Source organism: Bacillus hominis, from assembly GCF_018332515.1.
Taxonomy (GTDB): Bacteria; Bacillota; Bacilli; order Bacillales; family Bacillaceae_G; genus Bacillus_A; species Bacillus_A hominis.
Map to the genome: position 1 here is coordinate 25,954 of NZ_BOQD01000007.1, position 24,385 is coordinate 50,338.

Genomic DNA, 24,385 nt, shown 5'->3' on the forward strand with positions numbered 1-24,385 from the left:
GTATGAAAGCAGTGAAAGTATGTGAGTATAGGAAAAAGGAAAAATGAAATTTCATGTACTGTAATGGTGAGAATGGAAAATGGATGTTACAATACAATTAATCCTAAAAATGGAATTTAAAGAGAAGTAGAATGGGGGAGTACGAATGAGAGAGAAAATAGGGTATTATGGTGTGCTCGTTTGTTTACTATTATCAGTTATTTCAGGGCCATTTCTTAAAAGTGAATGGGTACCAGTTATATTATGTATAGGAGTATTGATTTTTGCTCCCATGTATCGCTGGGATGAATGGAAAGCACATAGCCGAAAAAAGAAAATTGTTTTCAGCATCGAGTTTGTTATTATAATTAGCACGATACCGTTTTTGTTATTGAGAGGAAATGAGATAATAGATGGAATTGTAATGTTTCAAGGGTGGTTGTTTATTGCGAAGTTGTTATATTTAATATGCATTTTAATGTTGGTAGTGGTAGTCACTAAAACAGTAAACGAAAAGCTATTCGTTAATGAATAAAAGAAAGTGCCACCGGATAAGGTGGCACTTTCTTATTTTACTGAATGAGCTTTTTGCATCTTTTTTATTAAACGAATTTGTCCACGATGGTTAATTTCATCTTCAAATACGTGGAACCATTTAAAGTAGTTATTTGCTGGTTTGTCATGCCAAAAGTCTGTCGTTTTAAATAACCATTCCTCAGGTAATGATTGAAAAGTCTCGATTGTTTTGGAACGTACTTCTTGTAATGTATTTATGTAAAATTCTATAGCGTTTCCTTTTATTTTCTCACGTCCAAGATCACCTAACTCAATACCAGGTAACCAACGTTCTAATTCAGCCTCTGTTGGCTCACGGTCTTCAAAAGTATGAATCTGGTAGTAAAATTCAACAGCGGCCATATGGTACAATAACATACCAATCGAATTTGCTTCCTCATCATATAAATAATCCAGTTCTTCAACTGTTAAGTCTTCCACTGCTTGCATCGTTGTGTAACGAGCGTAATTCATCATGGAAACAAGTTTTGAAAATTCAACTTGTAAACCATCTATTTTATCAATTACAAAATTCAATTAAAACTCCCCCTCTTTAAACGAATACTCCAGAGAAAGAATTCTATGTGCAGGGAAAAAGTCCTGTTAAAAATTTTATAATATTAACAAGGAATAACAATTAGCTCTCTATTTGATTTTGTAATAACTTCATATCCTTCTTTTGTAATTACGATATCGTCTTCAATTCTACAACCGCCCCAGTTTGGTATGTAAATACCTGGTTCAACTGTAACAACCATACCTTCTTCTAAAGTAGCTTTACTTTCTTGGGATAGGCGAAGAGGTTCATGTATTTCTAAGCCAAGACCGTGCCCTGTAGAGTGACCAAAATATTGACCATATCCATGTTCTGTAATGTAATTTCTCGTTACATCATCGATACTTTTCGCAGTTTCTCCAGGCTTAATTGCTTCAGTTCCACGCTTTAATGCTTCTAACACAACATTATATATTTTTTTGAATTCTTCTGATGGCTCGCCGATTGCTACAGTACGTGTTATATCGGAACAATATCCGTCGTAAAGTGCACCGAAATCTAATGTAACGACGTCGCCGCGTTCGATTATTTTATTTGATGCAACTCCATGAGGAAGTGAAGAGCGAACGCCAGAAGCTACAATAATTTGAAATGATGAGGATGTAGCCCCTTTTTTTCGCATGAAAAATTCTAACTCATCTCGTACATCATTTTCACTTATTCCCGGCTTTAGAAACGTAATGATGTGGTGAAATGCTTCGTCAGCGATATTAGCTGCAATTTTCATTGTTTCTATTTCAGGTGTGTCTTTAATAAGGCGAATATTTTCAATGATTTCGCAAACTGGAACCATTTCCGTATGTATATATTTTTGTAGTTTCTTAAATTGTTGCAGAGTTATATTATTTTCTTCAATTCCAAGTTTTTGGATATTTAATTTTGATACTTGATTTGCAACTTCCTTTTCTAAATTCCCATTATGCATAATGATTTCAGCTTTTTTTATTTGTGATTTTGCTTGATCTACATAGCGAAAATCGGTTATAAAAACAGCTGTATCCGCAGAGATTAAGACGACGCCAGCACTACCTGTAAATCCTGTTGCATATTGGCGATTTTCTTTTTTTGTAATAAGTAACCCGTCAATCCCATAGTTTTGTAGTTGTTTTTGGATTTTATTAATTTGTAAAGTCATGTTAATTCCTCCCCCTATTCACAGTATTGAATAAAGCAAATAGCATGCCAAAAAATATCTTTAGAGAAAAGATAGTGGGAATTACATATGTTTTAGAGAAAATAAGAAGTTTAGCCCATTATTTGTGGGCGGTGGGCTGCTCGTGAAATACAGATTCCTTCAATTAGCAGTGGGAGAATGAAAAAAACATCAACTCAAGACTCAATTTCTTTACACACTGTAAAAAAATTTATACAAATACGAAATAGAACTGTCAAATTTTTTGATAATATTGAAGTTAGGAAAGGAAAATATAAGCGACTTTTAGATTAAATATTTGAAAAGTATATTATTTGCTTTATTTGAATATAAAATTTAATGTATAAAGAAATGATGATTATTGATATAATAGGTAATTGTTGGATTTCTCTCGAAGATAGGGATATGTAACGAATATGAACGGGATAAGGATTGTGAGTACATGAAAAAATTAAATAAAGTGATGTCATTTTGTTTGGTAGCTAGTATGTTCGTTGTAACAGGCTGTGAAAAAAGTAATAGCAATGCTCAACAACTAAGTGAAAAAATTGAGCAACTGGATGAAGCACCAGAAGTGACAGAGAAGGAAGCAGAAAAAATTGTAAGAAAGAGTGTAGATGAAATTGCAAACTCTTTTAGTGAAATGGAAAAAGAGAATGGATGGAGTCGAAATAACCCTGGAGATTTGGGTACAGCTAAAAAAGGAGTTAAGGGATTAGTTTCAGATAAGTTTGTGGAGAAACAGCTTCCAGGATTGCTTGATACATTTAATAGGTCAAGGGAAACGGATATGTTGCCATTCCCAATTCATATTGAACCAGACGTGCGGATAACTTATTCGCAGAAAAATGATGTTTTAAAGATTGAGACGCTTACCCTTGCAAATGATATGGGGAATGATGCGGAGACGTGGGAATTTATTTTAGTTTATACAGATGGAAAATGGTTAATGGATGGATGGTCATCAAATACGCCAGCAGATTTAAAGTTAACTAAAGAAGAAGCTAACGAACTTCTTAGAGTTCAAGGTTTTAAGAATGTTTCTTTTGTTAGAGAAGAGAATAGTGGAAATAAGAAATATATTTTTAAAGAAAATAACGGAGTAGTTGCTGTGGACGCCCAAACATCTGTTATTACTCACAATGTAGATGATAAAGAACGAGAAAAGGTAACGAAACAAGATTTTATTCAAGAGCAAGAAACAGTTAAGGGAAATGATTCCAGTACGTATACTAGTTCAAAAGAAGAGAAGCAGCCTAAAAAAGAATCTTCTTCAGTGTTAGGTAAAACTAAGGTTCTAAATGAGTTAGCTGCTCTAGAAAACGAAGAAAAACATACAAACGTTATGTCAACAAATGACATAGTAAATGAAATAGAAGGAAATTATCAACTTTGGGATAATAAACTAAATGAAATTTATAGTACGTTAAAGAGTACTATGTCAGCTGACGCGTTTCAGTCGTTGAAAACGAAACAAGTTGCATGGGTTAAAGAAAAGGAAAGTAAAGTTAAAGCAATTGCTGCAGATGAAAATAATGGAACGATGAGATATATCGAAGCTGCAGATGAAAAATATAAGATGACAAAAGAAAGATGTTATGAATTAGTGAATGGATATATGAACTAAATTGAAAACATTTAAAAAATGCGTCGCTTGCAAGCAACGCATTTTTTTATATTTACGCTTTTAATTTCATTACTGTATCAGCATCTGGTGTTACATATAGTGTTTGTTGATTGTCATATGTAACAAATCCAAGTTTTGCACCACTCGGTTTTTTGACATGGCGTATCTTTGTGAAATCTACAGGAACAGAGCTAGAATCTTTTGCTTTACTGTAATAAGCGGCGATTTTAGCGGCCTCGTGTAAAGTCTCTTCCGTAGGTTCAAGAGAACGAATGACAACGTGGGAACCAGGTATGTCTTTCGTATGTAACCAAATTTCATCACGACGGGAGAATTTCGTTGTTAAATAATCATTTTGCTTATTGTTTTTACCGACGAAAATTTCTGTACCATCACTTGATAAATATTTATCCAATACTGGTTTAGTTGGTTTTTTCTTCGCGTTCTTTGTTTTGCGACTACGTACATAACCTTCTTCGGCTAATTCTTCACGAATTTCTTCAATATCTTTTGAAGAAGCAGCCTCCATTTGTTGAAGTAAGCTATCAAAATAAAGAATTTCTTCATTTGTTTTTACGATTTGTTCTTCTACAATAGCGACTGAATTTTTCGCTTTTTGGTACTTTTGGAAATAGCGTTGTGCATTTTCAGATGGTGTTTTTAAAGGATTTAATGTGATTTTTACAGTCCCACCATTTTCGTCGTAATAGTTAACGACTTCAATATCTTTATCGCCTTTTTTCAAAGCGTACATATTGGCTGTAAGTAGCTCTCCAAATAGTTGATATTTATCTGCTTTTCCGGCATCTTGTAATGTTTTTTCTAATTTAATTAGCTTCTTTTCATTTTTTGTTTTTTCATTTTGCATAAAGCGTTCTAAATCGTGAGCTTGTTGTTTTACACGATCACGCTCTGCTTTACCAAAGAAGAAACGATCTAATAATTCACTGACAGATGAAAATGTTTTTTCATTTCCTTGTAAGTGAGAAAGAGGGAATAGGTAAAAGAACTCTTTTCCATTTGCTGTTATCATTGCTGGCACGTACTGATGTGTTAGCAAAGGTTTTTGCAAGCTGAAGAAAGCTTCAGATAATGCTTTTTCATTTGCCATACCTGCTTTTTTTACAACTTCTTTTGCAAATAATGGGGAAATTCCCATGAATGCTCCGACAAGTTGTTTGTCCATGTTGCCAGATAAAAAGTCTAGCGGTCTAATAAAATCATCTTCTGTTTCGATAAGAAGCGGATTAACCTTATGTTGTGCTGGTGGGGCAATATATTCAGCTCCCGCATATACAGTACGATGTCGGTTTACCGCTAAAGAAACGTGTTTTAAGCTATCTAAAATAACATTTGTTTTCGTATCTACTAAGATAATATTACTGTGTCGTCCCATTATTTCGATTACTAATGTTTTTACTGATTCGTCACCGATTTCATTACGACTGCGGACTGTAATTTGAATAATACGTTCTAAGTCAATTTGTTCGATTTTCTCAATAAATCCACCTTCTAAATGTTTGCGAAGAAGCATACAAAACATCGGCGGTAGCGCTGGTGAATCGTAGTTTTGATTTGTTAAGTGCATACGCGCATATGTAGGGTGAGATGAAAGAATCAGCTTTTGGTTTTTTCCGTTTGCTCGAATATGTAATAAAACTTCATATTTTGAGGGTTGATATATTTTTGAAATTCTTCCTGTTTGAAGAGAATTTGCAATTTCATGTGTAATTGCTCTTGTAAATAATCCATCGAATGCCATGAATGAACACTCCTTTCTAACTAAAAGTTAATTATAGCATTTTTTTGGACGAGGCTGAATAAGCTTTCATTAGAGTATGTCTGGAATCAGGAGGTCGATGGCAGGATGAATTGGTATGAAATGCGAGCACATGAAGTGGAGGAAAGAACGAATACGAATGTGGAGGTAGGTCTTACAGAACAAGAAGCAGAGGGTCGATTAAAGAAATTTGGTACAAATGAATTGCAAGAAGCAAAGCGTCCTTCTGCGCTTATGGTGTTTTTAGCGCAATTTAAAGACTTTATGGTACTTGTTTTATTTGGTGCTACAATTATTTCAGCTTTTTTAGGAGAGTATATTGATTCGATTGCAATTGTTGCAATTGTTATTATCAACGGTGTCCTCGGTTTCTTTCAAGAAAGGAAAGCTGAAAAATCGTTGGAAGCTTTAAAAGAATTGGCAGCCCCTCAAGTTACTGTACTAAGAAATGGGAAGTGGATAAAAGCGCCGTCAAAAGCGCTTGTACTAGGTGATATTATTAAGTTTTCTAGTGGTGACCGTATTGGCGCGGATGTTCGCCTTGTAGAATCTTCAAGTTTATATATTGAAGAATCGGCTCTTACAGGAGAGTCATTGCCTGTACAAAAGAAGGTAGAGGCGTTACAAGGGCAAGATGTTTCAATTGGTGATCAAAAAAACATGGCATTTATGGGGACGATGATAACGAGAGGTGCTGGAACGGGGGTAGTCGTAGCAACTGGAATGAATACAGCTATGGGGCAAATTGCAAATATGTTGCAAAATGCTGAGCAAATGGAAACACCATTACAAAGAAGATTAGAACAGCTTGGAAAAATTTTAATTATTGTTGCTCTTATTTTGACGGCTCTTGTTGTATTAGCTGGTGTGTATCAAGGGAATGAAGTGTATCACATGTTTTTGGCTGGGGTTTCGCTTGCTGTTGCAGCTATTCCAGAAGGATTACCAGCTATCGTTACGGTTGCGCTATCACTTGGCGTACAGCGTATGATTAAAAAGAGGGCAATTGTGCGAAAGTTACCAGCTGTAGAAACGTTAGGCTGTGCTTCTGTTATTTGCTCAGATAAAACAGGAACAATGACACAAAATAAAATGATGGTAACGCATATGTGGTCAGGCGGAGAATTGTGGAAAGTAACAGGTCAAGGCTATGAGCCAACGGGTTCGTTTATGAAAGGTGAAGAAGTAATTGACCCTACTAAGACGAAATCACTGTATCAGCTACTTACATTTGGCTGTTTATGTAATAATGCGAATGTTATTCAAAAGAAAAAGACGTATGTGTTAGATGGAGATCCAACAGAGGGAGCTCTCGTTGCTGCTGCAATGAAGGCGGGAATATCACGTGAAGCTCTTAAAGGAAAGTTTGAAGTCATTCGTGAATTTCCTTTTGATTCAACTAGAAAAATGATGAGCGTTATCGTTCGTGATCGTGAAGGGAAAAAATTTGTTATTACAAAAGGAGCACCAGATGTTCTTTTGCAAATGAGTCAAACAATTTTGTGGGGAAATAAGCAGCAGCCTTTAAGTGAAATGTATCGAAAAGAAGTGCAGGCAGCGATTAATAGTTTAGGAAGTCAAGCTTTACGAACGATTGCGGTGGCATTTAAACCGTTAAAAGCTACAGATTCAATTGAACATGAAAGAGAAGTCGAGCAGGATTTTATGCTTGTTGGAATACAAGGAATGATAGATCCGCCAAGACCAGAAGTGGCGCAAGCGGTGAAAGAGTGTAAGGAAGCTGGTATTAGAACGGTAATGATTACGGGAGATCATAAAGTGACAGCAATGGCAATTGCGGAACAGTTAGGGGTTTTACCAGCAGGTGGACGCGTTGTTGAAGGTGTAGAACTTGCGAATATGGATGTAGAGGCATTAGAAGATATTGTAGAAGATACATATGTATTCGCTCGTGTGTCTCCTGAGCATAAATTGAAAATCGTTAAGGCGCTGCAAAATAAGGGGCATATAGTAGCTATGACAGGTGATGGAGTGAACGATGCTCCGGCCATAAAAACAGCTGATATAGGGATTGCGATGGGAATTACAGGGACAGATGTTGCAAAAGAAGCTTCTTCACTTGTGTTGTTAGATGATAACTTTGCTACGATTAAATCGGCGATTAAAGAAGGTAGAAACATATATGAAAATATTCGGAAGTTCATTCGGTATTTGTTAGCATCTAACGTTGGTGAAATTTTAGTTATGTTATTTGCGATGTTACTTGCACTGCCATTGCCGATGGTTCCAATTCAAATTTTATGGGTGAACTTAGTTACTGACGGTTTACCAGCGATGGCATTAGGTTTGGATAAGGCTGAAGGAGATGTGATGAAGAGAACACCACGCCATCCGAAAGAAGGGGTGTTCGCTAGAGGGCTTGCGTGGAAAATTATAAGTCGTGGTTTTCTAATAGGAGCAGTGACATTAGTAGCGTTTATTATTGCGTATAATCAACATCCAAATGAATTAAAATATGCACAAACCGTGGCATTTGCGACGTTGGTACTTGCACAGCTTATTCATGTATTTGATTGTCGTAGTGAACATTCTGTCTTCCACCGCAATCCATTTGGGAACGTGTATTTAGTGGGAGCGGTTATTATTTCTTTACTGTTAATGCTAGTGGTTATATATTATCCACCGCTACAACCGATTTTTAGCACAATGCCAATACAAGCAAGAGATTGGTTGTTAATTGGAGGTTTGTCATCAATTCCGACTTTCTTACTAGTAGGTTCTTTATTAACAGGGAAAAAAGGGAAAAAGGAAAAGCCTATATTATATAAGAAAGGGTTAAACTTGAAATAGTCAATGTTATGAAAATGTGATATAATTTACAGAAGGTAGTAGAGCCTTGTCTCTATTACCTTTTTCATTGAGTTATTTCATGGCTTGGATGTGATAAAGATGATTTGTAGTATGACAGGATTTGGAAGGTCGAAAGTAGAAAACGATACTTTTCAAATAACAGTAGAAATGAAGTCGGTGAACCATCGCTTTTTAGAAATGAGTATTCGGCTTCCGAAGCAAATGATGGTGTTTGAAGACAAGATTCGTAAAATAATTGCAAAACAAGTTCGCCGTGGACGTATTGAAGTGTCTATTAGTATAACAGGTAAAGGGCTTGTTGAAAGAAAATTAACTGTGAATTGGGAACTTCTCAAGCAGTACCAATCCATTATGGAAGATATAAAAGGGAAATTTCAATTACAAGATTCTATTACACTCGAGCAACTAATGAGAATGCCAGAAGTAACGGCAATTGAAGAAATAGAAAATGTAAATGAACAATTTGAAACCAGTTTATATGAGGCTGTTCGCCAAGCTGCTCATATGTTGAAAACGATGAGAGATGGCGAAGGAGAACGATTACATAAAGATATAGCATATCGTTTGCAAGAGATTCATAATGGTGTAAATGCAATTATTCCATATGCACCAATTGTCACACGAAAATATCGTGAACGATTAGAAAATCGCTTAAAAGAATTACATAACCAAGATTTAGATGAACAACGATTGTTGACAGAAATAGCAATGTTTGCAGAGCGTTCAGATATTCACGAAGAATTAGTTCGATTACAAAGTCATGTAGATCAATTTCGTGAAGCACTGCAAATTACAGAACCTGTTGGAAGGAAAATGGACTTCATCGTGCAAGAGATGCATAGGGAAGTTAATACGATAGGTTCTAAGGCAAATGACTTAACAATTTCAAAATATGTCGTAGAAATGAAAAATAACCTTGAAAAAATTCGTGAACAAGTACAAAATATTGAGTAGCTTTCAAAAAATATATAAAGTTATACGTGGTGGAGAAATCGGATAGACTTACTAGGAGGCGCAAACTATGGCCATGCGGTTTTTAAATATTGGATACGGAAATATTGTATCTGCTCATCGAATTATTGCTATTGTAAGTCCGGAGTCAGCTCCTATTAAACGAACAGTACAGGAAGCGCGTGAACATAATGCTTTGCTTGATGCTACGTATGGGAGAAAAACAAGGGCGGTTATTGTTATGGATGATGGGCATGTAGTGTTAAGTCCAATTCAACCAGAGACGATTGCACATCGTTTGAATAATAAAGAAGATTTAAGTGAGGAAGGGTAGGTTTTACATATTTATGAGAAGTAGAAGAGGATTGCTCATCGTTCTTTCAGGACCTTCTGGGGTCGGGAAAGGAACGGTTCGAAAAGAGCTGTTTAGCCATGAGGATACACGTTTTCAGTACTCTATTTCAGTAACGACACGTAAACCACGTGAAGGTGAAGTAGATGGTGTGGATTATTTCTTTAAAGAGAGAGAAGAATTTGAGGAAATGATTCGTAATGAAAAATTACTTGAATGGGCTGAGTTCGTTGGTAATTATTACGGAACACCTATTGATTATGTTGAAAAAACATTACAAGAAGGAAAAGATGTATTCTTAGAAATTGAAGTGCAAGGAGCAATTCAAGTTAAGAAAGCTTTCCCAGAAGGGGTATTTATTTTCTTAGCACCTCCAAGTTTATCTGAACTAAAGAACCGAATTGTCGGTCGTGGTACAGAAACTGAAGAAGTTATTGAAAATCGTTTAACTGTAGCGAAAGAAGAAATCGAAATGATGGACGCTTACGACTATGTAGTAGAAAACGATCAAGTTGAATTAGCTTGCGACCGAATTAAAGCAATTGTGGTTGGTGAACATTGCCGCCGCGAAAGAGTGGCAAAATACTATAAAGAAATGACGGAGGGTCTATAATTATGTTAAATCCATCAATTGACTCATTATTAACAAAAATCGATTCTAAATATACACTTGTAACAGTAGCTGCAAAGCGTGCACGTGAAATGCAAATTGCTGACAATTGTGTTATTGAAAAGCCTGTTTCTTATAAATGTGTAGGTAAATCACTAGAAGAAATCGATGCAGAAGTATTAAAATATGTACCATGTGATGACAAAATAATTGATTAATACATTCTTTTCGACAAATTAAAACATAGACTTTATAATTTTCTATGTAACGGTAACAACCTATTTACAAGTAGGTTGTTATTTTTTTATGATAGGGATGAAAAGGAATCGAAAAAGACGGAACGAAATACTGGTACTGACGAGCTGAAAATTCTATTTCAGTAGAATAAGTTTGAAAAAGAAAGAGGACGAGTCATATGCTAAAAGGGAAAAAGATACTTCTATGTGTAACAGGAGGCATTGCAGTTTTTAAAGCGGCTGCGTTAACAAGTAAATTGACACAAGCGGGCGCTCTTGTAAAAGTAATGATGAGTGAGTCGGCAATGAAGTTTGTTACGCCTCTTACATTTCAAGCACTTTCTCGCCATGATGTATATACGGATACGTTTGATGAGAGAGACTCGGCTGTTATCGCTCATATTGATTTAGCGGATTGGGCAGATGTTGTACTTGTTGCACCGGCTACAGCTAATTGCATTGGAAAGTTAGCTGGCGGTATTGCTGATGATATGATTACAACTACTTTGTTAGCTACTACAGCTCCAGTGTGGATTGCACCGGCTATGAATGTCCATATGTATGAAAATAAAATTGTTCAAAAAAACATGATGACGTTAAAAGCATTAGGATATACATTTATTGAGCCTGGGGAAGGTTTTTTAGCATGTGGTTATGTAGCAAAAGGAAGATTGGAAGAACCTGAAGCGATTATTGGACGATTAGAAGAGGCTTTCTCAGAACAAAAACCATTGCAAGGAAAGCGAATATTAATAACAGCCGGACCGACACGTGAAAAGATTGATCCGGTTCGTTTTATGACGAATTTTTCTTCTGGAAAGATGGGATATGCAATCGCAGAAGTTGCAGCAGGCTTAGGTGCTGATGTCATACTTGTGTCAGGACCGACAGCATTAGAATCACCATTACATGTAACAACAATACAAGTAGAATCTGCACAAGATATGTTAGAGGCAGTCTTTCAACATTATCAGAATGTGGATGTTGTCATCAAAACAGCAGCCGTTGCAGATTACCGTCCGAAATATGTTCATGATAATAAAATGAAAAAGAAAAATGGCGATGCTGTAATTGAATTAGAAAGAACAGTGGATATTTTAAAAACGTTAGGTGAGAAGAAGGACCGACAGCTACTTATCGGTTTTGCAGCTGAAACGACAAACATAGAGGAATACGCAATGAGAAAATTACGTGAGAAAAATGCAAATATGATTGTTGCGAATGACGTGAAAGCTCAAGGAGCTGGGTTTGGTACAGATACAAATATTGTGACAATGTATAGAAAAGATGGAGAAATTATTGAGCTGCCACTTTTAACGAAGAAAGAAGTTGCTCGTGAAATATTAAAGCAAATTGAAATGATGTTAGAAGATGATCGTGTATGAAGTTTGCAAGTGTAATTGTTGATGTACCTGCACGTCAGACAGATCGTCCGTTTGATTATATTATTCCTAAAAAATGGGAAGATATTATCCAGACGGGAATGCGTGTAGTAGTTCCATTTGGTCCAAGGAAATTGCAAGGTTTTATTATTGGAATCAAAGATTCGGTTGACGTAGAGAGTAAGAAATTAAAGACAATCCATGAAATATTAGATGTGACGCCGGTATTAAATGAAGAATTATTAAAGCTAGGGTATTGGCTTACAAGTGAAACATTATGTTATATGATTTCAGCTTTTCAAGTAATGCTTCCAACGGCGATAAAAGCAACGTATAAAAAGCGTCTACAACTGCGTAAAAAAGAAGAAGTAGCACCTGAAATACTGTATTTATTTCAGGATAAGGAAGCAATCGATTGGGAAGTTATCGAGGCGCAACCACATTTATACAGCATGATTCAACAAGAGATTAAAAACGGCACGGTGGAACTAGTTTATCAAGTGAAAGATAAAGTGCAGAAGAAGAAGCAAAGAGTTGTTCAACCAGAGTTGCCAGAAGATAAATTGGAATTAGCGGCATTTGAACTGAAAAGTAAAAAACAACAAGATGTGCTCTATTATTTTGTGGAGAATTACAAAAGTGTACCGTTGAAAGTGATAACAGAAGAGTTACAAATTACAGATGCCCCAATAAAAGCACTTGCTAAAAAGGGATTAATCTCAGAAAAGTATGTGGAAGTATACCGAAATCCGTATGACGATGATGATTTTGAACAAACGAAACCATTTCCACTTACTGAGGAACAAAAACAAGTAATTACACCGATTTTGTCATCAATTACAAATGAAACTTACAATCCATTTTTACTATATGGTGTTACCGGAAGTGGTAAGACAGAAGTGTATTTACAATCTATAGCAGCGGTGCTCGAGAAAGGAAAAGAAGCAATTGTGCTTGTTCCTGAAATTGCGCTAACACCTCAGATGGTAGATCGCTTTAAAGGCAGGTTCGGTTCGCAAGTTGCAGTTCTTCATAGTGCGCTTTCTGTTGGAGAAAAGTATGATGAATGGCGCAAAATTTTAAGAAAAGAAGTGAAAGTGGTAGTTGGTGCGCGTTCAGCTGTTTTTGCTCCCTTTGAAAATTTAGGAATCATTATTATTGATGAGGAACATGAATCGAGTTATAAGCAAGAAGATAACCCGAAGTATCATGCGAGAGATGTAGCAGTGTGGAGAGGACAATACCATAAGTGTCCAATCGTTCTCGGAAGTGCAACGCCGACACTTGAATCGTTTGCTAGAGCGAAAAAAGGTGTCTATGGGTTGCTTACAATGGAAAAACGTATGAACAAACAAGCTTTGCCGACTGTAGAAATTGTTGATATGCGGGAAGAGCTTCGTGATGGAAATCGTTCAATGTTTTCAAAGGAACTGCATGAAAAAATAGCAGATCGATTAGAAAAGAAAGAACAAATGGTTCTCTTTTTAAATAGAAGAGGTCATTCTACATTTGTGATGTGTCGTGATTGTGGGTATGTCGTACAATGTCCGCATTGTGATATTTCGTTGACATATCACAAAATGAACCATCGTTTAAAATGTCATTATTGTAGTCATGAGGAAAATATGCCAACGGAGTGTCCTGCTTGTAATAGTACGTATATTCGTTTCTTTGGTACAGGGACGCAAAAGGTTGAAGAAGAAATCACAAAACTATTTCCACAAGCGCGGGTCATTCGAATGGACGTGGATACAACAAGCCGTAAAGGAATGCATGAAAAATTATTAAAGGCGTTTGGTGAAGAGAAAGCAGATATATTACTTGGAACACAAATGATTGCAAAAGGGCTTGATTTTCCGAAGGTGACACTTGTTGGTGTTTTAACGGCGGATACGATGCTCCACTTACCTGATTTTCGAGCGAGTGAAAAGACATATCAGCTATTGACACAAGTGAGTGGACGTGCAGGAAGACATGAATTGCCAGGGGAAGTTGTAATTCAAACGTATACGCCGGAACATTACAGTGTAGAATTAGCAAAGAATCAACAATATGATGTATTTTATGAGCAAGAAATGCAAATGAGGCGAATGAGACAATATCCGCCATATTACTACGTTGTACTTGTAACTGTATCTCATCCGGAATTATTAAAGGCAGTCCAAGTGACGGAAAAAATTGTCGGTCATTTACGAACGCATTGTTCAAGGCAAACAATGGTGTTAGGGCCGGTTGCTTCAGCAATTCCAAGGATAAAAGATAGATATCGTTACCAATGCATGATAAAATACAAACGGGAACCAAACTTAAAGAACGTGCTCAAAATGGTAAATGAACATTATCAAGCAGAAATGCAAAAAGAGCTACAAATCTCAATTGATTTTAATCCAACAATGTTAATGTAGCGGAGGGAAATATGGCAGTTTTAGAAATTGTAAAGCATCCAAATGAAGTGTTAGAAACACCATGCGAAAGAGTAATTAACTTTGATAAAAAGTTAGTGAAATTGTTAAAAGATATGCATGAAACAATGTTAATTGCAGACGGCGTTGGTCTAGCTGCGCCACAAGTAGGTGTAAGCTTACAAGTTGCTGTTGTTGATATCGGTGATGATACGGGTAAAATTGAATTAATTAATCCTGTTATTTTAGAAAAACGCGGTGAACAAGTAGGTCCCGAAGGCTGCTTAAGCTTTCCGGGACTTTATGGTGAAGTGGAGCGTGCAGATTACATTAAAGTACGTGCGCAAAATCGTCGCGGTAAAATATTTTTATTAGAAGCGGATGACTTCTTAGCGCGTGCAATTCAGCATGAAATCGATCATTTACACGGTGTTTTATTTACATCTAAAGTGAAAAGATATTATGAAGCAGGCGAATTAGAATAGGTTTAAAAGGAGCGGTTTTTGAATGATGAAAGTAGTATTTATGGGGACACCGGACTTTTCTGTGCCGGTGCTTCGTCGTCTTATCGAGGACGGATATGACGTAGTTGGTGTTGTAACGCAACCTGATCGTCCAGTTGGTAGAAAAAAGGTTTTAACACCTACTCCTGTTAAAGTAGAAGCGGAGAAACATGGTATTCCAGTATTACAGCCGTTAAAAATTCGTGAAAAAGACGAATATGAAAAAGTATTAGCACTAGAGCCAGACTTAATTGTAACAGCGGCATTTGGACAAATCGTACCGAATGAAATTTTAGAAGCGCCAAAGTATAGATGTATTAATGTCCACGCGTCATTACTTCCAGAACTTCGCGGTGGTGCACCAATCCATTATGCGATCATGGAAGGTAAAGAGAAAACAGGTATTACAATTATGTATATGGTAGAAAAATTAGATGCTGGCGATATATTAACGCAAGTAGAAGTAGAAATCGAAGAGCGTGAAACAACAGGTTCATTATTTGATAAGTTAAGCGAAGCGGGAGCACACCTTTTATCTAAAACGGTTCCTTTACTAATTCAGGGTAAACTAGAACCAATTAAACAAAGTGAAGCTGAAGTGACGTTTGCATATAATATTAAACGTGAGCAAGAGATAATTGATTGGACAAAAACAGGTGAAGAAGTATACAATCACATTCGCGGATTGAATCCATGGCCAGTTGCTTATACGACTTTGGCAGGACAAGTTATTAAAGTATGGTGGGGAGAGAAGGTCTCTATTACAGAGAAAGCTGAACCAGGTACAATAGTAGCTCTTGAAGAAGATGGATTTGTTGTTGCAACAGGGAATGAGACAGGTGTTAAAATCACTGAATTGCAACCGTCTGGTAAAAAGCGTATGAGTTGTTCACAATTTTTACGTGGAACAAAACCTGAAATTGGTACGAAGTTAGGAGAAAATGCATGAGACAAAATGTTCGTGAGTTAGCTCTGGATGGCTTAATTCAAGTAGAAAAAAGTGGTGCATATAGCAACTTACTTTTAAATAACCTGATTGAAAAAAGTACAATCGATAGAAAAGATATAGGTTTATTAACTGAAATTGTGTATGGAACGATTCAACGTCGTGACACATTAGATTATTATTTACAACCTTTTTTAAGAAAAAAGGTTGAGGCGTGGGTAAGAGTATTGCTTCGCCTATCTTTATATCAAATGATCTATTTAGACCGAGTGCCAGAAAGAGCGGCTATTCATGAAGCGGTTGAGATTGCAAAGCGTCGCGGGCATAAAGGGATTTCAGGCATGGTGAACGGTGTATTACGTTCGATTCAGAGAGAAGGTATACCTTCTTTAGATGAAATTAAGGATCCAGTAGAACGTCTTGCAATTGCAACGAGTCATCCAATGTGGCTTGTACAAGAATGGGCATCTGAATATGGTTTAGAGACAGCAGAGAAAATGTGTGAAGTAAATATGTTGCCACCTGTACCAACAGCACGCGTAAATGTTGATAAAGTAACGGTGGAAGAAGCGGTTGCGTTATTAGCTGATGAGGGTATAGAAGCAAAACGTGGCGAATTGTCAGAGGATGCAATTCAAATTGAAAGAGGAAATGTAGCACATACAGAAGCGTTCAAAAACGGTTTCCTTTCTATTCAAGATGAAAGCTCAATGCTTGTAGCACGTGCTTTAGAACCGAATAAAGGAGATGCAGTTCTAGATAGTTGTGCTGCTCCTGGTGGAAAAACAACTCATATTGCAGAGCGTTTGGACGGAACTGGTAAGGTAATGTCGCTTGATTTACACGCACATAAAGTACGTTTAATTGAACAACAGGCGAAGAGACTCGGTTTAGAGAATGTAGAAACGATGGCTTTAGATGCTAGAAAAGTTCAAGAGCATTTTGCAAATGAATCTTTTGACAAAATATTAGTAGATGCACCATGTTCTGGATTTGGTGTTATTAGACGTAAACCTGATATTAAGTTAGGTAAAGATAAGGGCGATAGTGAAAGGTTATCAACGATTCAACTTGCGATACTAGAAAAAATAGCACCATTGTTAAAACGAGGCGGTCGTCTTGTTTACAGTACGTGCACAATTGAAAAAATAGAAAATGAACAAGTAATAAAGCAATTTTTACAAGAGCATCCTGAATTTGAATGGGATACTACGATAAAAGATCGCATGCCAGAAAAGTTAAATCCGTATATTGATGAAGGTCAAGTACGAATTTTACCGCATTATTTTGCAACAGATGGCTTTTATATTGCTTGTTTAAGAAAGAAGGTGTAGCATCATGGAAACGACTGTAAAAAAACAAAAGAAAAACCTAGAGACAAAGAAACCATCAATTTACTCTTTACAACTTCATGAAATGCAAGATTGGTTAAAGGAACAAGAAGAACCTAAATTCCGTGCAGGACAAATTTTTGATTGGCTATATAAAAAACGTGTAAAAAATTATGAGGATATGTCGAACCTTTCTAAAGGATTACGCGATAAATTGTCGAATTCCTTTGATATTACTACTTTAAATACATTGGTAAAACAAACATCTTCTGATGGAACAATTAAATTCTTATTCCAATTATATGATGGTTATTCTATTGAAACAGTGTTAATGCGACATGAATATGGAAATTCTATTTGTGTAACAACACAGGTGGGTTGCCGCATTGGTTGTACGTTCTGTGCATCTACACTTGGTGGGCTAAAACGAAACTTAGAGGCTGGAGAAATTGTAGCACAAGTAGTAGAAGTGCAACGCGCGCTTGATGAAACAGCCGAACGTGTAAGTTCTCTTGTTGTTATGGGAATTGGAGAACCATTTGATAACTACGATAATTTAATGGGATTTTTACGCATCACTAACCATGAAAAAGGACTTCATATTGGTGCGAGACATATGACAGTTTCAACAAGCGGAATTGTTCCAAAAATTTATAAGTTCGCTGAAGAAGATATGCAAATCAATTTTGCGATTTCATTGCATGCTGCAAATACAGAGTTACGTTCAAAATTAATGCCGATTAACCGTGCTTATAAGCTACCTGATTTAATGGAAGCTGTTAAATACTATGTAAATAGAACAGGGCGTCGTATTACATTTGAATATGGCTTATTTGGAGGAGAAAATGACCAAGTTGAGCACGCTGAAGAACTTGCTGCGCTCTTAAAAGGTGTAAAATGTCATGTGAACTTAATTCCGGTAAACTACGTGCCAGAACGTGATTATGTACGTACGCCACGAGAGCAAATTTTCTTATTTGAAAAGACGCTAAAAGATCGTGGAGTGAATGTAACAATTCGCCGTGAACAAGGTCATGATATTGATGCAGCCTGCGGTCAGTTGCGTGCAAAGGAGCGCAAAGAAGAGACGAGGTGACGAGATGAAAGCCGTGTTTCTATCGGATAAAGGGAAAGTTCGTCAACATAATGAAGATAGTGCAGGAGTTTTTCACAATTTAGATGGAAATATTTTAGCGGTAGTAGCAGATGGAATGGGAGGTCATCGAGCTGGCGATGTAGCTAGCTCGATGGCTATTCAATTATTCCATGATTATTGGAAGCAAACGCATAATATGAATGAGCCTAAAAAGGTAGAAAAGTGGTTACATACTAACGTTGGAATTATTAATGAGCGCATATATGCTTACTCTAAGCAGCATGTAGAATGTAATGGCATGGGAACAACGGTTATCGTAGCGATTTGTACACCTAGTTTTGTAACAATAGGTCATATAGGAGATAGTCGTTGTTATATGGTATCAGAGGGAGAAATATCGCTTGTAACGGAAGATCACTCACTTGTAAATGAACTTGTTAGGCACGGTGAAATTTCAAAAGAAGATGCAGAATATCACCCGAAAAAGAATGTTCTGTTAAGAGCGTTAGGAACAGAAGAAAAAGTCGGACTAGATGTTAAAACATTGGTGCTCGAAGAAGACGATCAATTGCTTCTTTGCTCTGATGGATTGTCTAACAAAGTCCCTATGGCTGATATGCAACAAATTTTACAATTGAATGAACAGCTCGAGGTGAAGGGAGAGCATCTCATTCAATTAGCAAATGATCGTGGTGGAGAAGATAATATCACCCTCGTTATTATTGATTATGCGGATTCGACAAACGAAAGTAGGTGAAGTGCAACGTGCTGATTGGAAAACGCTTAAATGACCGTTATAAGCTGCTGAAAATGATTGGCGGTGGAGGAATGGCCAATGTATATTTAGCTCATGATGATATACTCGGTCGAGATGTAGCGGTAAAAATATTAAGACTCGACTATTCAAATAATGAAGAGTTTATTAAACGTTTCCATCGAGAAGCGCAATCTGTTACAACGTTGTCGCATCCAAATATTGTGAATATGTATGATGTTGGGGAAGAGGATGGTATATATTATCTTGTAATGGAATATGTACCTGGGCGAACATTGAAGCAATACGTAATTGATCGAGGGATGTTACCGATAGGAGAAGCTCTTGATATAATGGAGCAGTTAACGTCCGCCATGGCACACGCCCATCATTTTGAGATTGTGCATCGCGATATTAAACCGCACAATATTTTGATTCGAGATGACGGAGTAGTCAAAGTAACAGACTTTGGAATTGCGACAGCTACAAGTGCAGCAACGATTACACATACAAATTCGGTGCTCGGTTCGGTGCATTATTTATCACCAGAACAAGCGCGCGGCGGTATAGCGAATAAACAATCAGATATTTATTCACTTGGGATTGTTATGTTTGAATTGTTAACAGGAAGACAACCGTTCTCTGGTGAATCTGCTGTTGCAATTGCGTTAAAACATTTACAAAATGAAATGCCATCTCCAAAAAGATGGAATGAAAATATTCCACAAAGTGTTGAAAATATTATATTAAAGGCAACTGCGAAAGATCCGTTTCATCGATATCAATCTGCAAACGCGATGAAACGAGATATTGAAACAGCACTATACCCAGAACGAATAAATGAGCAACCATTTTACATACCAGAAGATATGGAAGCGACGAAAGCGATTCCAATTATTCAACAAGAACAACTATTTCAAAATGTAAGTGATGAAACGATTGTATTAAAAGGAAGTAAAGTAGATGAACAAGTAAGAAAAGAAGAAACCGAATCAGGTAAGAAGAAAAAACGAAGTAATAAATGGCTGAAAGTTTTAATTACAACATTTTTACTTTTAGCGATAGGGATAACCTTAGCACTTACTGTTATTCCAGGCTTCTTTATTCCGAAAGATGTGAAGGTTCCTGATGTGGCTGGAATGAAATATACGACAGCTGTAAATACATTAGTTGAAAAAGGGTTTGAAGTTACTGAACCTAATCTTGTATATACAGATGATGTTGAAGCCGGAAAAGTGATAAAAACAGATCCTATAGCAGGAAGAGTAGTGAAAGAAAACTCTAAAATTACTATCTATCAATCAGGTGGGAAAAAGAAAAGTAAGATGCGTGATTTGACAGGAAAAGATTTCGAGAGTATAAGAGCTGAGTTAGAAGAAAAATATAAACAAGTTACAATAAATTATATTGAAAATGATAAGCCGAAAGGTGAAATTGTAGAGCAAATACCAACGCCTGATCAAATGGTTATAGAGGCGGAACAAGAACTGAAAATTTGGGTAAGTAAAGGACCTTATCAAATAAGACCAGGTGATTTTTCAGGATGGACTGAAAATAGTGTAAAAGGTTATTTAAATGAAAGAAAGCTTGTTTCTGATATAAAAAGAGAGTATTCAGATACGATTGATAAAGGCCTTGTTATTTCACAGTTACCAAAGCCTGGGACGCCTTTGAAAGAAGGAGATAAAGTATCGGTTGTTATCTCCGATGGTCCGAAGCCTAAAGTGACGAAAACGGTAAAAGTGGATAACATTTCTATCCCATATGAAGCTTCTGCAACAGGTGAGAAAAAGCCCCAAACAATAGAAATTTATAAAGAAGATATGCAGCAAAAAATGGATAAACCAGTTGAAACGAGAACAATTACTGAGTCAGCGATTATTTCTTTAGAATTTGTAATTCAAGAAGGTGCAAAGGGACACTATAAAATTGTCCGAGATGGAGTAACGATTATCGACAAGGAAGTACCATATCCAGCTCAATAATAGTAAAATCCATCGTCCTTATATAGAAGATGGATTTTATTACTCTTGCCTGTTATGCTGTCTACATCGTGGACTGTATAACAGGCAAAAATATATGATTCAAAAAGCTGTAAAAGTGATACTGTTGTAAATAATATTTCAAATTTGATGGTAGATTAAATATATGAACCTGGGTATATATTTGGTGGGTTTTGAAATAATTGCTTAAAGAACTCTAGTCTATTCATATTTAATTGCAGTTTCATTTTATACAAAATAAAGGAGAATTATATGCCAGAAGGAAAAATTGTAAAAGCTCTAAGTGGGTTTTATTATGTACAGAATGAGGAAGGGATTACACAATGTCGCGGGCGTGGTGTATTTAGAAAGAATAAAATTACGCCACTTGTAGGAGACCAAGTTGTTTTTCAAGCAGATAATCCGAGTGAAGGTTATGTGTTAGAAGTATTTGATCGAAAAAATGAACTTGTTAGACCTCCTATTGCTAATGTTGATCAAGCTATTCTTGTTTTCTCTGCAGTAGAACCAGATTTTAATCCAGGACTGTTAGATCGATTTTTAGTATTGATTGAATATCATAACATTAAACCGATTATTTGTATTAGTAAGATGGATTTAGTAGATGAAAAAATGAGAGAAACTGTTGAATCTTATGCAAATGATTATCGTGAAATGGGTTATGATGTGTTGTTTACTTCTATAAATACATCGGAAAGTATTGATATTCTGAAACCATTCTTAGAAGGTTGTATTTCCGTCGTTGCAGGCCAATCTGGTGTTGGGAAATCTTCCATGCTAAACGTATTACGCCCAGATTTAGAGTTGAAAACTAATGATATTTCTTCACATTTAGGGCGTGGAAAGCATACGACAAGACACGTGGAATTAATTACAGTTGGAAGCGGACTTGTTGCGGATACACCTGGTTTTAGTTCGCTTGATTTCATAGATATAGAGGTAGAAGACCTTACATATTGTTTTCCAGAGTTGAAAGAAGCGAGCCAATACTGTAAATTTAGAGGGTGTACACACCTTGTTGAACCGAAATGTGCAGTGAAAGCTGCGGTTGAAGAAGGGAAGATTACCGAATATCGTTATAAGAATTACAAACAATTCGTAGAAGAAATTAGAGAGAGAAAGCCGAGGTATTAGTCATGATTAAAATTGCACCATCGATTTTATCAGCAGATTTTTCAAGATTAGGGGAAGAGATTAAAGATGTAGAAAAAGGCGGAGCTGACTACATTCACGTCGATGTAATGGATGGACATTTCGTACCAAATATTACGATTGGACCATTAATTGTAGAAGCAATCCGTCCGATTACATCATTACCGTTAGATGTACATTTAATGATTGAAAATCCTGATAACTATATCCCAACTTTCGCAAAAGCGGGAGCTGATATTATTACTGTCCATGTAGAAGCTTGTCCACATTTACATCGTACAATTCAGTTAATTAAATCTCATGACATTAAAGCGGGAGTTGTATTAAATCCACATACTCCAGTTTCAACGATTGAGCATGTATTAGAAGATATAGATATGGTATTACTTATGACAGTAAATCCTGGATTTGGTGGACAGAAGTTTATTCATTCTGTATTACCGAAAATCAAACAAGTTGCAGAAATGGTTAAAGAGCGAAATCTAGAAGTGGAAATTGAAGTTGATGGTGGTGTCAACGCTGAAACGGCAAGACTTTGTATTGAAGCAGGAGCGAATGTTCTTGTAGCTGGATCAGCAGTATACAATCAAAAAGACCGCGGTGAAGCAATTCGTGTAATTCGTGGATAAAGAATGAACGAACCTTTATCCTAGTGAAGTCTCTAGTTTATTAAGATTTCACTATTTATACATGTTAGAGTGGCAAATAAGGAGAGAGGCAATCTACCGAATGGCAGATTGCCTTTTTACAATAGAAGGGGAAGGAAAAATGATTATTCATATTTTAGCGGGAGGCCCTGCAGAATACTGTGCAGATTTTTCTCGATATGAAAATGAAGAAGTAGTGTGGGCGGCAGTTGATAGAGGAGTGTACCATTTGTTAAAAAGAGGAATCACTCCGGCTGCTGCGTTTGGGGATTATGATTCAGTTACTGATGATGAATTAGCATGGATGAGACAGCAGACAAATGAATTACATATTGTCCCGCGAGAAAAAGATCAAACAGATTTAGAAATTGCAATTAGCTGGGCTTTAGAACAGAAACCAAAATTAATTCGTATTTTTGGTGCTACTGGTGGAAGGCTTGATCACGGTTTAGCGAATATACAGATGCTTTTAAAGGGATTAGAAGCACAGATAGAAATGTGTATTGTGGATAATAAAAATGAGATAATGGTGAAAAAGATAGGTGCATATATAATTGAAGGAAATGAACATTTTCCGTATGTATCATTTGTACCAGTTACTGAAAGGGTAGAAGGCATTACACTTCAAGGCTTTAAGTACCCTCTTACTAATAAAACAATAGAGTGGGGATCGACACTTTGTATTAGTAATGAACTCATTGAGGAAAAAGGTACTTTTTCATTTACCTCTGGCATATTAATGATGATAAGAAGCACTGATTGAAGAAACAATTTTGCTCCTTGCATCATATAGTGAACAAGTGGAGTAATGGGGATTAGGAGGGAAACCATGAGATTTTATACAATTAAGTTACCTAAATTTCTTGGTGGAATTGTTCGTGCGATGTTAAATACCTTCAAAAAAGACTAAAAAAAGCACCTATTACCGGTGCTTTTTCCATTGGTATAATAAAAAAAGAGCCTAGCGGCTCTTTTTTTTATTATTAAACACGTTCGATTTTGCCAGATTTTAATGCTCTAGCAGAAACGTAAACACGTTGAACTTTTCCGTCGATGCGTACGCGAACTTTTTGAAGGTTAGCGCCCCATTTACGTTTTGTAGCGTTCATTGCGTGAGAACGAGAGTTACCAGAACGAGCTTTTCTTCCAGTGATAGCACAAACACGAGCCATTTATATTTCCCTCCCTTAACTACCGTAACATACGTAATTTTTCAATGTTAGTCTTTTATGCGATGCTAAAAACACTACTATAATTTAACACAACTAAAAAGAGAATGCAACACCGTAGGAAAAAGAAATCAAGAAAAAATACTTGACACTATATGTCAATGAAGAAAAGGTGAAATCAAGAAAAATTGCTTGACATACTATAGTGGTACATGTTGTATAATAACAATGGACTATTTTGCTCATCATAAAAAAGTGTAATTAAAAACATAAAATATGAGAGTGAAAAAGAAAGAACGATGGAATTTTCTTTAAAAAGATTATATGATAGTAACTAAAGTAGTCTAGCTCACTTTCACCATTTATGAA

General features: G+C 36.3%; 23 protein-coding genes. 19 read left to right on the top strand and 4 right to left on the bottom strand.

From position 1 onward, the window contains the following. The first annotated feature begins 145 nt into the window (after positions 1-145). Positions 146-514, top strand: coding sequence for a YoqO family protein (locus tag KI356_RS01300; RefSeq protein ID WP_128281175.1), 369 nt, complete (start codon positions 146-148; stop codon positions 512-514). Between the two features lie 32 nt (positions 515-546). On the opposite strand, the gene KI356_RS01305 is transcribed toward KI356_RS01300, so the two are convergent. Further along, positions 547-1,071: a DinB family protein gene (locus KI356_RS01305; RefSeq protein ID WP_128281176.1), complete on the bottom strand. Its 525-nt coding sequence runs from the start codon at positions 1,069-1,071 to the stop codon at positions 547-549. 83 nt (positions 1,072-1,154) lie between these two features. Continuing rightward, complete coding sequence (locus KI356_RS01310; protein ID WP_128281177.1) at positions 1,155-2,225, bottom strand: M24 family metallopeptidase; 1,071 nt, start codon at positions 2,223-2,225, stop codon at positions 1,155-1,157. A 460-nt stretch (positions 2,226-2,685) separates the two neighbouring features. Here KI356_RS01310 and KI356_RS01315 point away from each other — a divergent pair, with 460 nt between their 5' ends. Beyond that, on the top strand, positions 2,686-3,870 hold the full coding sequence (locus KI356_RS01315) for a lysozyme inhibitor LprI family protein (RefSeq protein WP_212934619.1): 1,185 nt from the start codon (positions 2,686-2,688) through the stop codon (positions 3,868-3,870). Between the two features lie 52 nt (positions 3,871-3,922). Here KI356_RS01315 and KI356_RS01320 read toward each other — a convergent pair whose 3' ends face one another. Continuing rightward, positions 3,923-5,632: an Rqc2 family fibronectin-binding protein gene (locus KI356_RS01320; protein WP_212934620.1), complete on the bottom strand. Its 1,710-nt coding sequence runs from the start codon at positions 5,630-5,632 to the stop codon at positions 3,923-3,925. Positions 5,633-5,737: 105 nt separating this feature from the next. Here KI356_RS01320 and KI356_RS01325 point away from each other — a divergent pair, with 105 nt between their 5' ends. The 17 genes from KI356_RS01325 to spoVM all read left to right on the top strand — a co-directional run bounded on the left by KI356_RS01325 (position 5,738) and on the right by spoVM (position 23,757). Further along, positions 5,738-8,461: a calcium-translocating P-type ATPase, SERCA-type gene (locus tag KI356_RS01325; RefSeq protein ID WP_128281180.1), complete on the top strand. Its 2,724-nt coding sequence runs from the start codon at positions 5,738-5,740 to the stop codon at positions 8,459-8,461. 99 nt (positions 8,462-8,560) lie between these two features. After that, the gene (locus KI356_RS01330; protein WP_002121834.1) at positions 8,561-9,436 is read left to right on the top strand and encodes a YicC/YloC family endoribonuclease; all 876 of its coding nucleotides are present in this window, start codon (positions 8,561-8,563) and stop codon (positions 9,434-9,436) included. A 67-nt stretch (positions 9,437-9,503) separates the two neighbouring features. Then, on the top strand, positions 9,504-9,767 hold the full coding sequence (remA, locus tag KI356_RS01335; RefSeq protein ID WP_001251456.1) for an extracellular matrix/biofilm regulator RemA: 264 nt from the start codon (positions 9,504-9,506) through the stop codon (positions 9,765-9,767). Positions 9,768-9,780: 13 nt separating this feature from the next. Then, complete coding sequence (gene gmk / locus KI356_RS01340; RefSeq protein ID WP_002121833.1) at positions 9,781-10,398, top strand: guanylate kinase; 618 nt, start codon at positions 9,781-9,783, stop codon at positions 10,396-10,398. Between the two features lie 2 nt (positions 10,399-10,400). After that, entirely contained in the window at positions 10,401-10,613 is a 213-nt protein-coding gene (gene rpoZ / locus KI356_RS01345) for a DNA-directed RNA polymerase subunit omega (protein ID WP_002121832.1), read from the top strand. A gap of 197 nt (positions 10,614-10,810) precedes the next feature. Further along, complete coding sequence (coaBC, locus tag KI356_RS01350) at positions 10,811-12,016, top strand: bifunctional phosphopantothenoylcysteine decarboxylase/phosphopantothenate--cysteine ligase CoaBC (RefSeq protein WP_212934621.1); 1,206 nt, start codon at positions 10,811-10,813, stop codon at positions 12,014-12,016. Further along, entirely contained in the window at positions 12,013-14,418 is a 2,406-nt protein-coding gene (gene priA / locus KI356_RS01355) for a primosomal protein N' (RefSeq protein WP_212934622.1), read from the top strand. The genes coaBC and priA overlap by 4 nt, the downstream gene beginning before the upstream one ends. An 11-nt stretch (positions 14,419-14,429) precedes the next feature. Beyond that, positions 14,430-14,900 (top strand): peptide deformylase, encoded by a 471-nt coding sequence (def, locus tag KI356_RS01360; RefSeq protein ID WP_002014496.1) that lies wholly within the window; start codon positions 14,430-14,432, stop codon positions 14,898-14,900. 22 nt (positions 14,901-14,922) lie between these two features. Next, a complete protein-coding gene (gene fmt / locus KI356_RS01365; protein ID WP_002121827.1) occupies positions 14,923-15,867 on the top strand; it encodes a methionyl-tRNA formyltransferase in 945 nt (314 codons plus the stop codon). Next, positions 15,864-17,198, top strand: coding sequence for a 16S rRNA (cytosine(967)-C(5))-methyltransferase RsmB (gene rsmB / locus KI356_RS01370; RefSeq protein ID WP_128281183.1), 1,335 nt, complete (start codon positions 15,864-15,866; stop codon positions 17,196-17,198). Before fmt ends, rsmB begins: the two co-directional genes overlap by 4 nt. 4 nt (positions 17,199-17,202) lie before the next feature. Continuing rightward, positions 17,203-18,291, top strand: coding sequence for a dual-specificity RNA methyltransferase RlmN (gene rlmN, locus KI356_RS01375; RefSeq protein ID WP_212934623.1), 1,089 nt, complete (start codon positions 17,203-17,205; stop codon positions 18,289-18,291). 4 nt (positions 18,292-18,295) lie between these two features. Continuing rightward, the gene (locus KI356_RS01380) at positions 18,296-19,048 is read left to right on the top strand and encodes a Stp1/IreP family PP2C-type Ser/Thr phosphatase (RefSeq protein WP_002121821.1); all 753 of its coding nucleotides are present in this window, start codon (positions 18,296-18,298) and stop codon (positions 19,046-19,048) included. 8 nt (positions 19,049-19,056) lie between these two features. Then, positions 19,057-21,030: a Stk1 family PASTA domain-containing Ser/Thr kinase gene (gene pknB, locus KI356_RS01385; protein ID WP_128281184.1), complete on the top strand. Its 1,974-nt coding sequence runs from the start codon at positions 19,057-19,059 to the stop codon at positions 21,028-21,030. Positions 21,031-21,300: 270 nt separating this feature from the next. Beyond that, positions 21,301-22,182 (top strand): ribosome small subunit-dependent GTPase A, encoded by an 882-nt coding sequence (rsgA, locus tag KI356_RS01390; RefSeq protein ID WP_002121819.1) that lies wholly within the window; start codon positions 21,301-21,303, stop codon positions 22,180-22,182. 2 nt (positions 22,183-22,184) lie between these two features. Then, on the top strand, positions 22,185-22,829 hold the full coding sequence (rpe, locus tag KI356_RS01395) for a ribulose-phosphate 3-epimerase (protein WP_002014505.1): 645 nt from the start codon (positions 22,185-22,187) through the stop codon (positions 22,827-22,829). Positions 22,830-22,929: 100 nt separating this feature from the next. Next, complete coding sequence (locus KI356_RS01400; protein ID WP_128281185.1) at positions 22,930-23,610, top strand: thiamine diphosphokinase; 681 nt, start codon at positions 22,930-22,932, stop codon at positions 23,608-23,610. Between the two features lie 66 nt (positions 23,611-23,676). Beyond that, on the top strand, positions 23,677-23,757 hold the full coding sequence (gene spoVM, locus KI356_RS01405) for a stage V sporulation protein SpoVM (RefSeq protein ID WP_001213599.1): 81 nt from the start codon (positions 23,677-23,679) through the stop codon (positions 23,755-23,757). Positions 23,758-23,830: 73 nt separating this feature from the next. Here the strand turns inward: spoVM and rpmB are convergent, their stop codons facing one another. Further along, entirely contained in the window at positions 23,831-24,019 is a 189-nt protein-coding gene (rpmB, locus tag KI356_RS01410) for a 50S ribosomal protein L28 (RefSeq protein ID WP_000124776.1), read from the bottom strand. Between the last annotated feature and the right edge of the window lie 366 nt (positions 24,020-24,385).

What these genes read in the sequence shown, in the direction of transcription:
- KI356_RS01330 (WP_002121834.1), top strand. Translation starts at nt 8,561, where the DNA reads ATGATTTGTAGTATGACAGGATTTGGAAGGTCGAAAGTAGAAAACGAT.
- fmt (WP_002121827.1), top strand. Translation starts at nt 14,923, where the DNA reads ATGATGAAAGTAGTATTTATGGGGACACCGGACTTTTCTGTGCCGGTG.
- rlmN (WP_212934623.1), top strand. Translation starts at nt 17,203, where the DNA reads ATGGAAACGACTGTAAAAAAACAAAAGAAAAACCTAGAGACAAAGAAA.
- gmk (WP_002121833.1), top strand. Translation starts at nt 9,781, where the DNA reads ATGAGAAGTAGAAGAGGATTGCTCATCGTTCTTTCAGGACCTTCTGGG.
- KI356_RS01380 (WP_002121821.1), top strand. Translation starts at nt 18,296, where the DNA reads ATGAAAGCCGTGTTTCTATCGGATAAAGGGAAAGTTCGTCAACATAAT.
- rpmB (WP_000124776.1), bottom strand. Translation starts at nt 24,019, where the DNA reads ATGGCTCGTGTTTGTGCTATCACTGGAAGAAAAGCTCGTTCTGGTAAC.
- KI356_RS01325 (WP_128281180.1), top strand. Translation starts at nt 5,738, where the DNA reads ATGAATTGGTATGAAATGCGAGCACATGAAGTGGAGGAAAGAACGAAT.
- rpe (WP_002014505.1), top strand. Translation starts at nt 22,185, where the DNA reads ATGATTAAAATTGCACCATCGATTTTATCAGCAGATTTTTCAAGATTA.
- remA (WP_001251456.1), top strand. Translation starts at nt 9,504, where the DNA reads ATGGCCATGCGGTTTTTAAATATTGGATACGGAAATATTGTATCTGCT.
- KI356_RS01300 (WP_128281175.1), top strand. Translation starts at nt 146, where the DNA reads ATGAGAGAGAAAATAGGGTATTATGGTGTGCTCGTTTGTTTACTATTA.
- def (WP_002014496.1), top strand. Translation starts at nt 14,430, where the DNA reads ATGGCAGTTTTAGAAATTGTAAAGCATCCAAATGAAGTGTTAGAAACA.
- priA (WP_212934622.1), top strand. Translation starts at nt 12,013, where the DNA reads ATGAAGTTTGCAAGTGTAATTGTTGATGTACCTGCACGTCAGACAGAT.
- spoVM (WP_001213599.1), top strand. Translation starts at nt 23,677, where the DNA reads ATGAGATTTTATACAATTAAGTTACCTAAATTTCTTGGTGGAATTGTT.
- coaBC (WP_212934621.1), top strand. Translation starts at nt 10,811, where the DNA reads ATGCTAAAAGGGAAAAAGATACTTCTATGTGTAACAGGAGGCATTGCA.
- rsmB (WP_128281183.1), top strand. Translation starts at nt 15,864, where the DNA reads ATGAGACAAAATGTTCGTGAGTTAGCTCTGGATGGCTTAATTCAAGTA.
- KI356_RS01320 (WP_212934620.1), bottom strand. Translation starts at nt 5,632, where the DNA reads ATGGCATTCGATGGATTATTTACAAGAGCAATTACACATGAAATTGCA.
- KI356_RS01400 (WP_128281185.1), top strand. Translation starts at nt 22,930, where the DNA reads ATGGCAGATTGCCTTTTTACAATAGAAGGGGAAGGAAAAATGATTATT.
- rpoZ (WP_002121832.1), top strand. Translation starts at nt 10,401, where the DNA reads ATGTTAAATCCATCAATTGACTCATTATTAACAAAAATCGATTCTAAA.
- rsgA (WP_002121819.1), top strand. Translation starts at nt 21,301, where the DNA reads ATGCCAGAAGGAAAAATTGTAAAAGCTCTAAGTGGGTTTTATTATGTA.
- KI356_RS01315 (WP_212934619.1), top strand. Translation starts at nt 2,686, where the DNA reads ATGAAAAAATTAAATAAAGTGATGTCATTTTGTTTGGTAGCTAGTATG.
- KI356_RS01310 (WP_128281177.1), bottom strand. Translation starts at nt 2,225, where the DNA reads ATGACTTTACAAATTAATAAAATCCAAAAACAACTACAAAACTATGGG.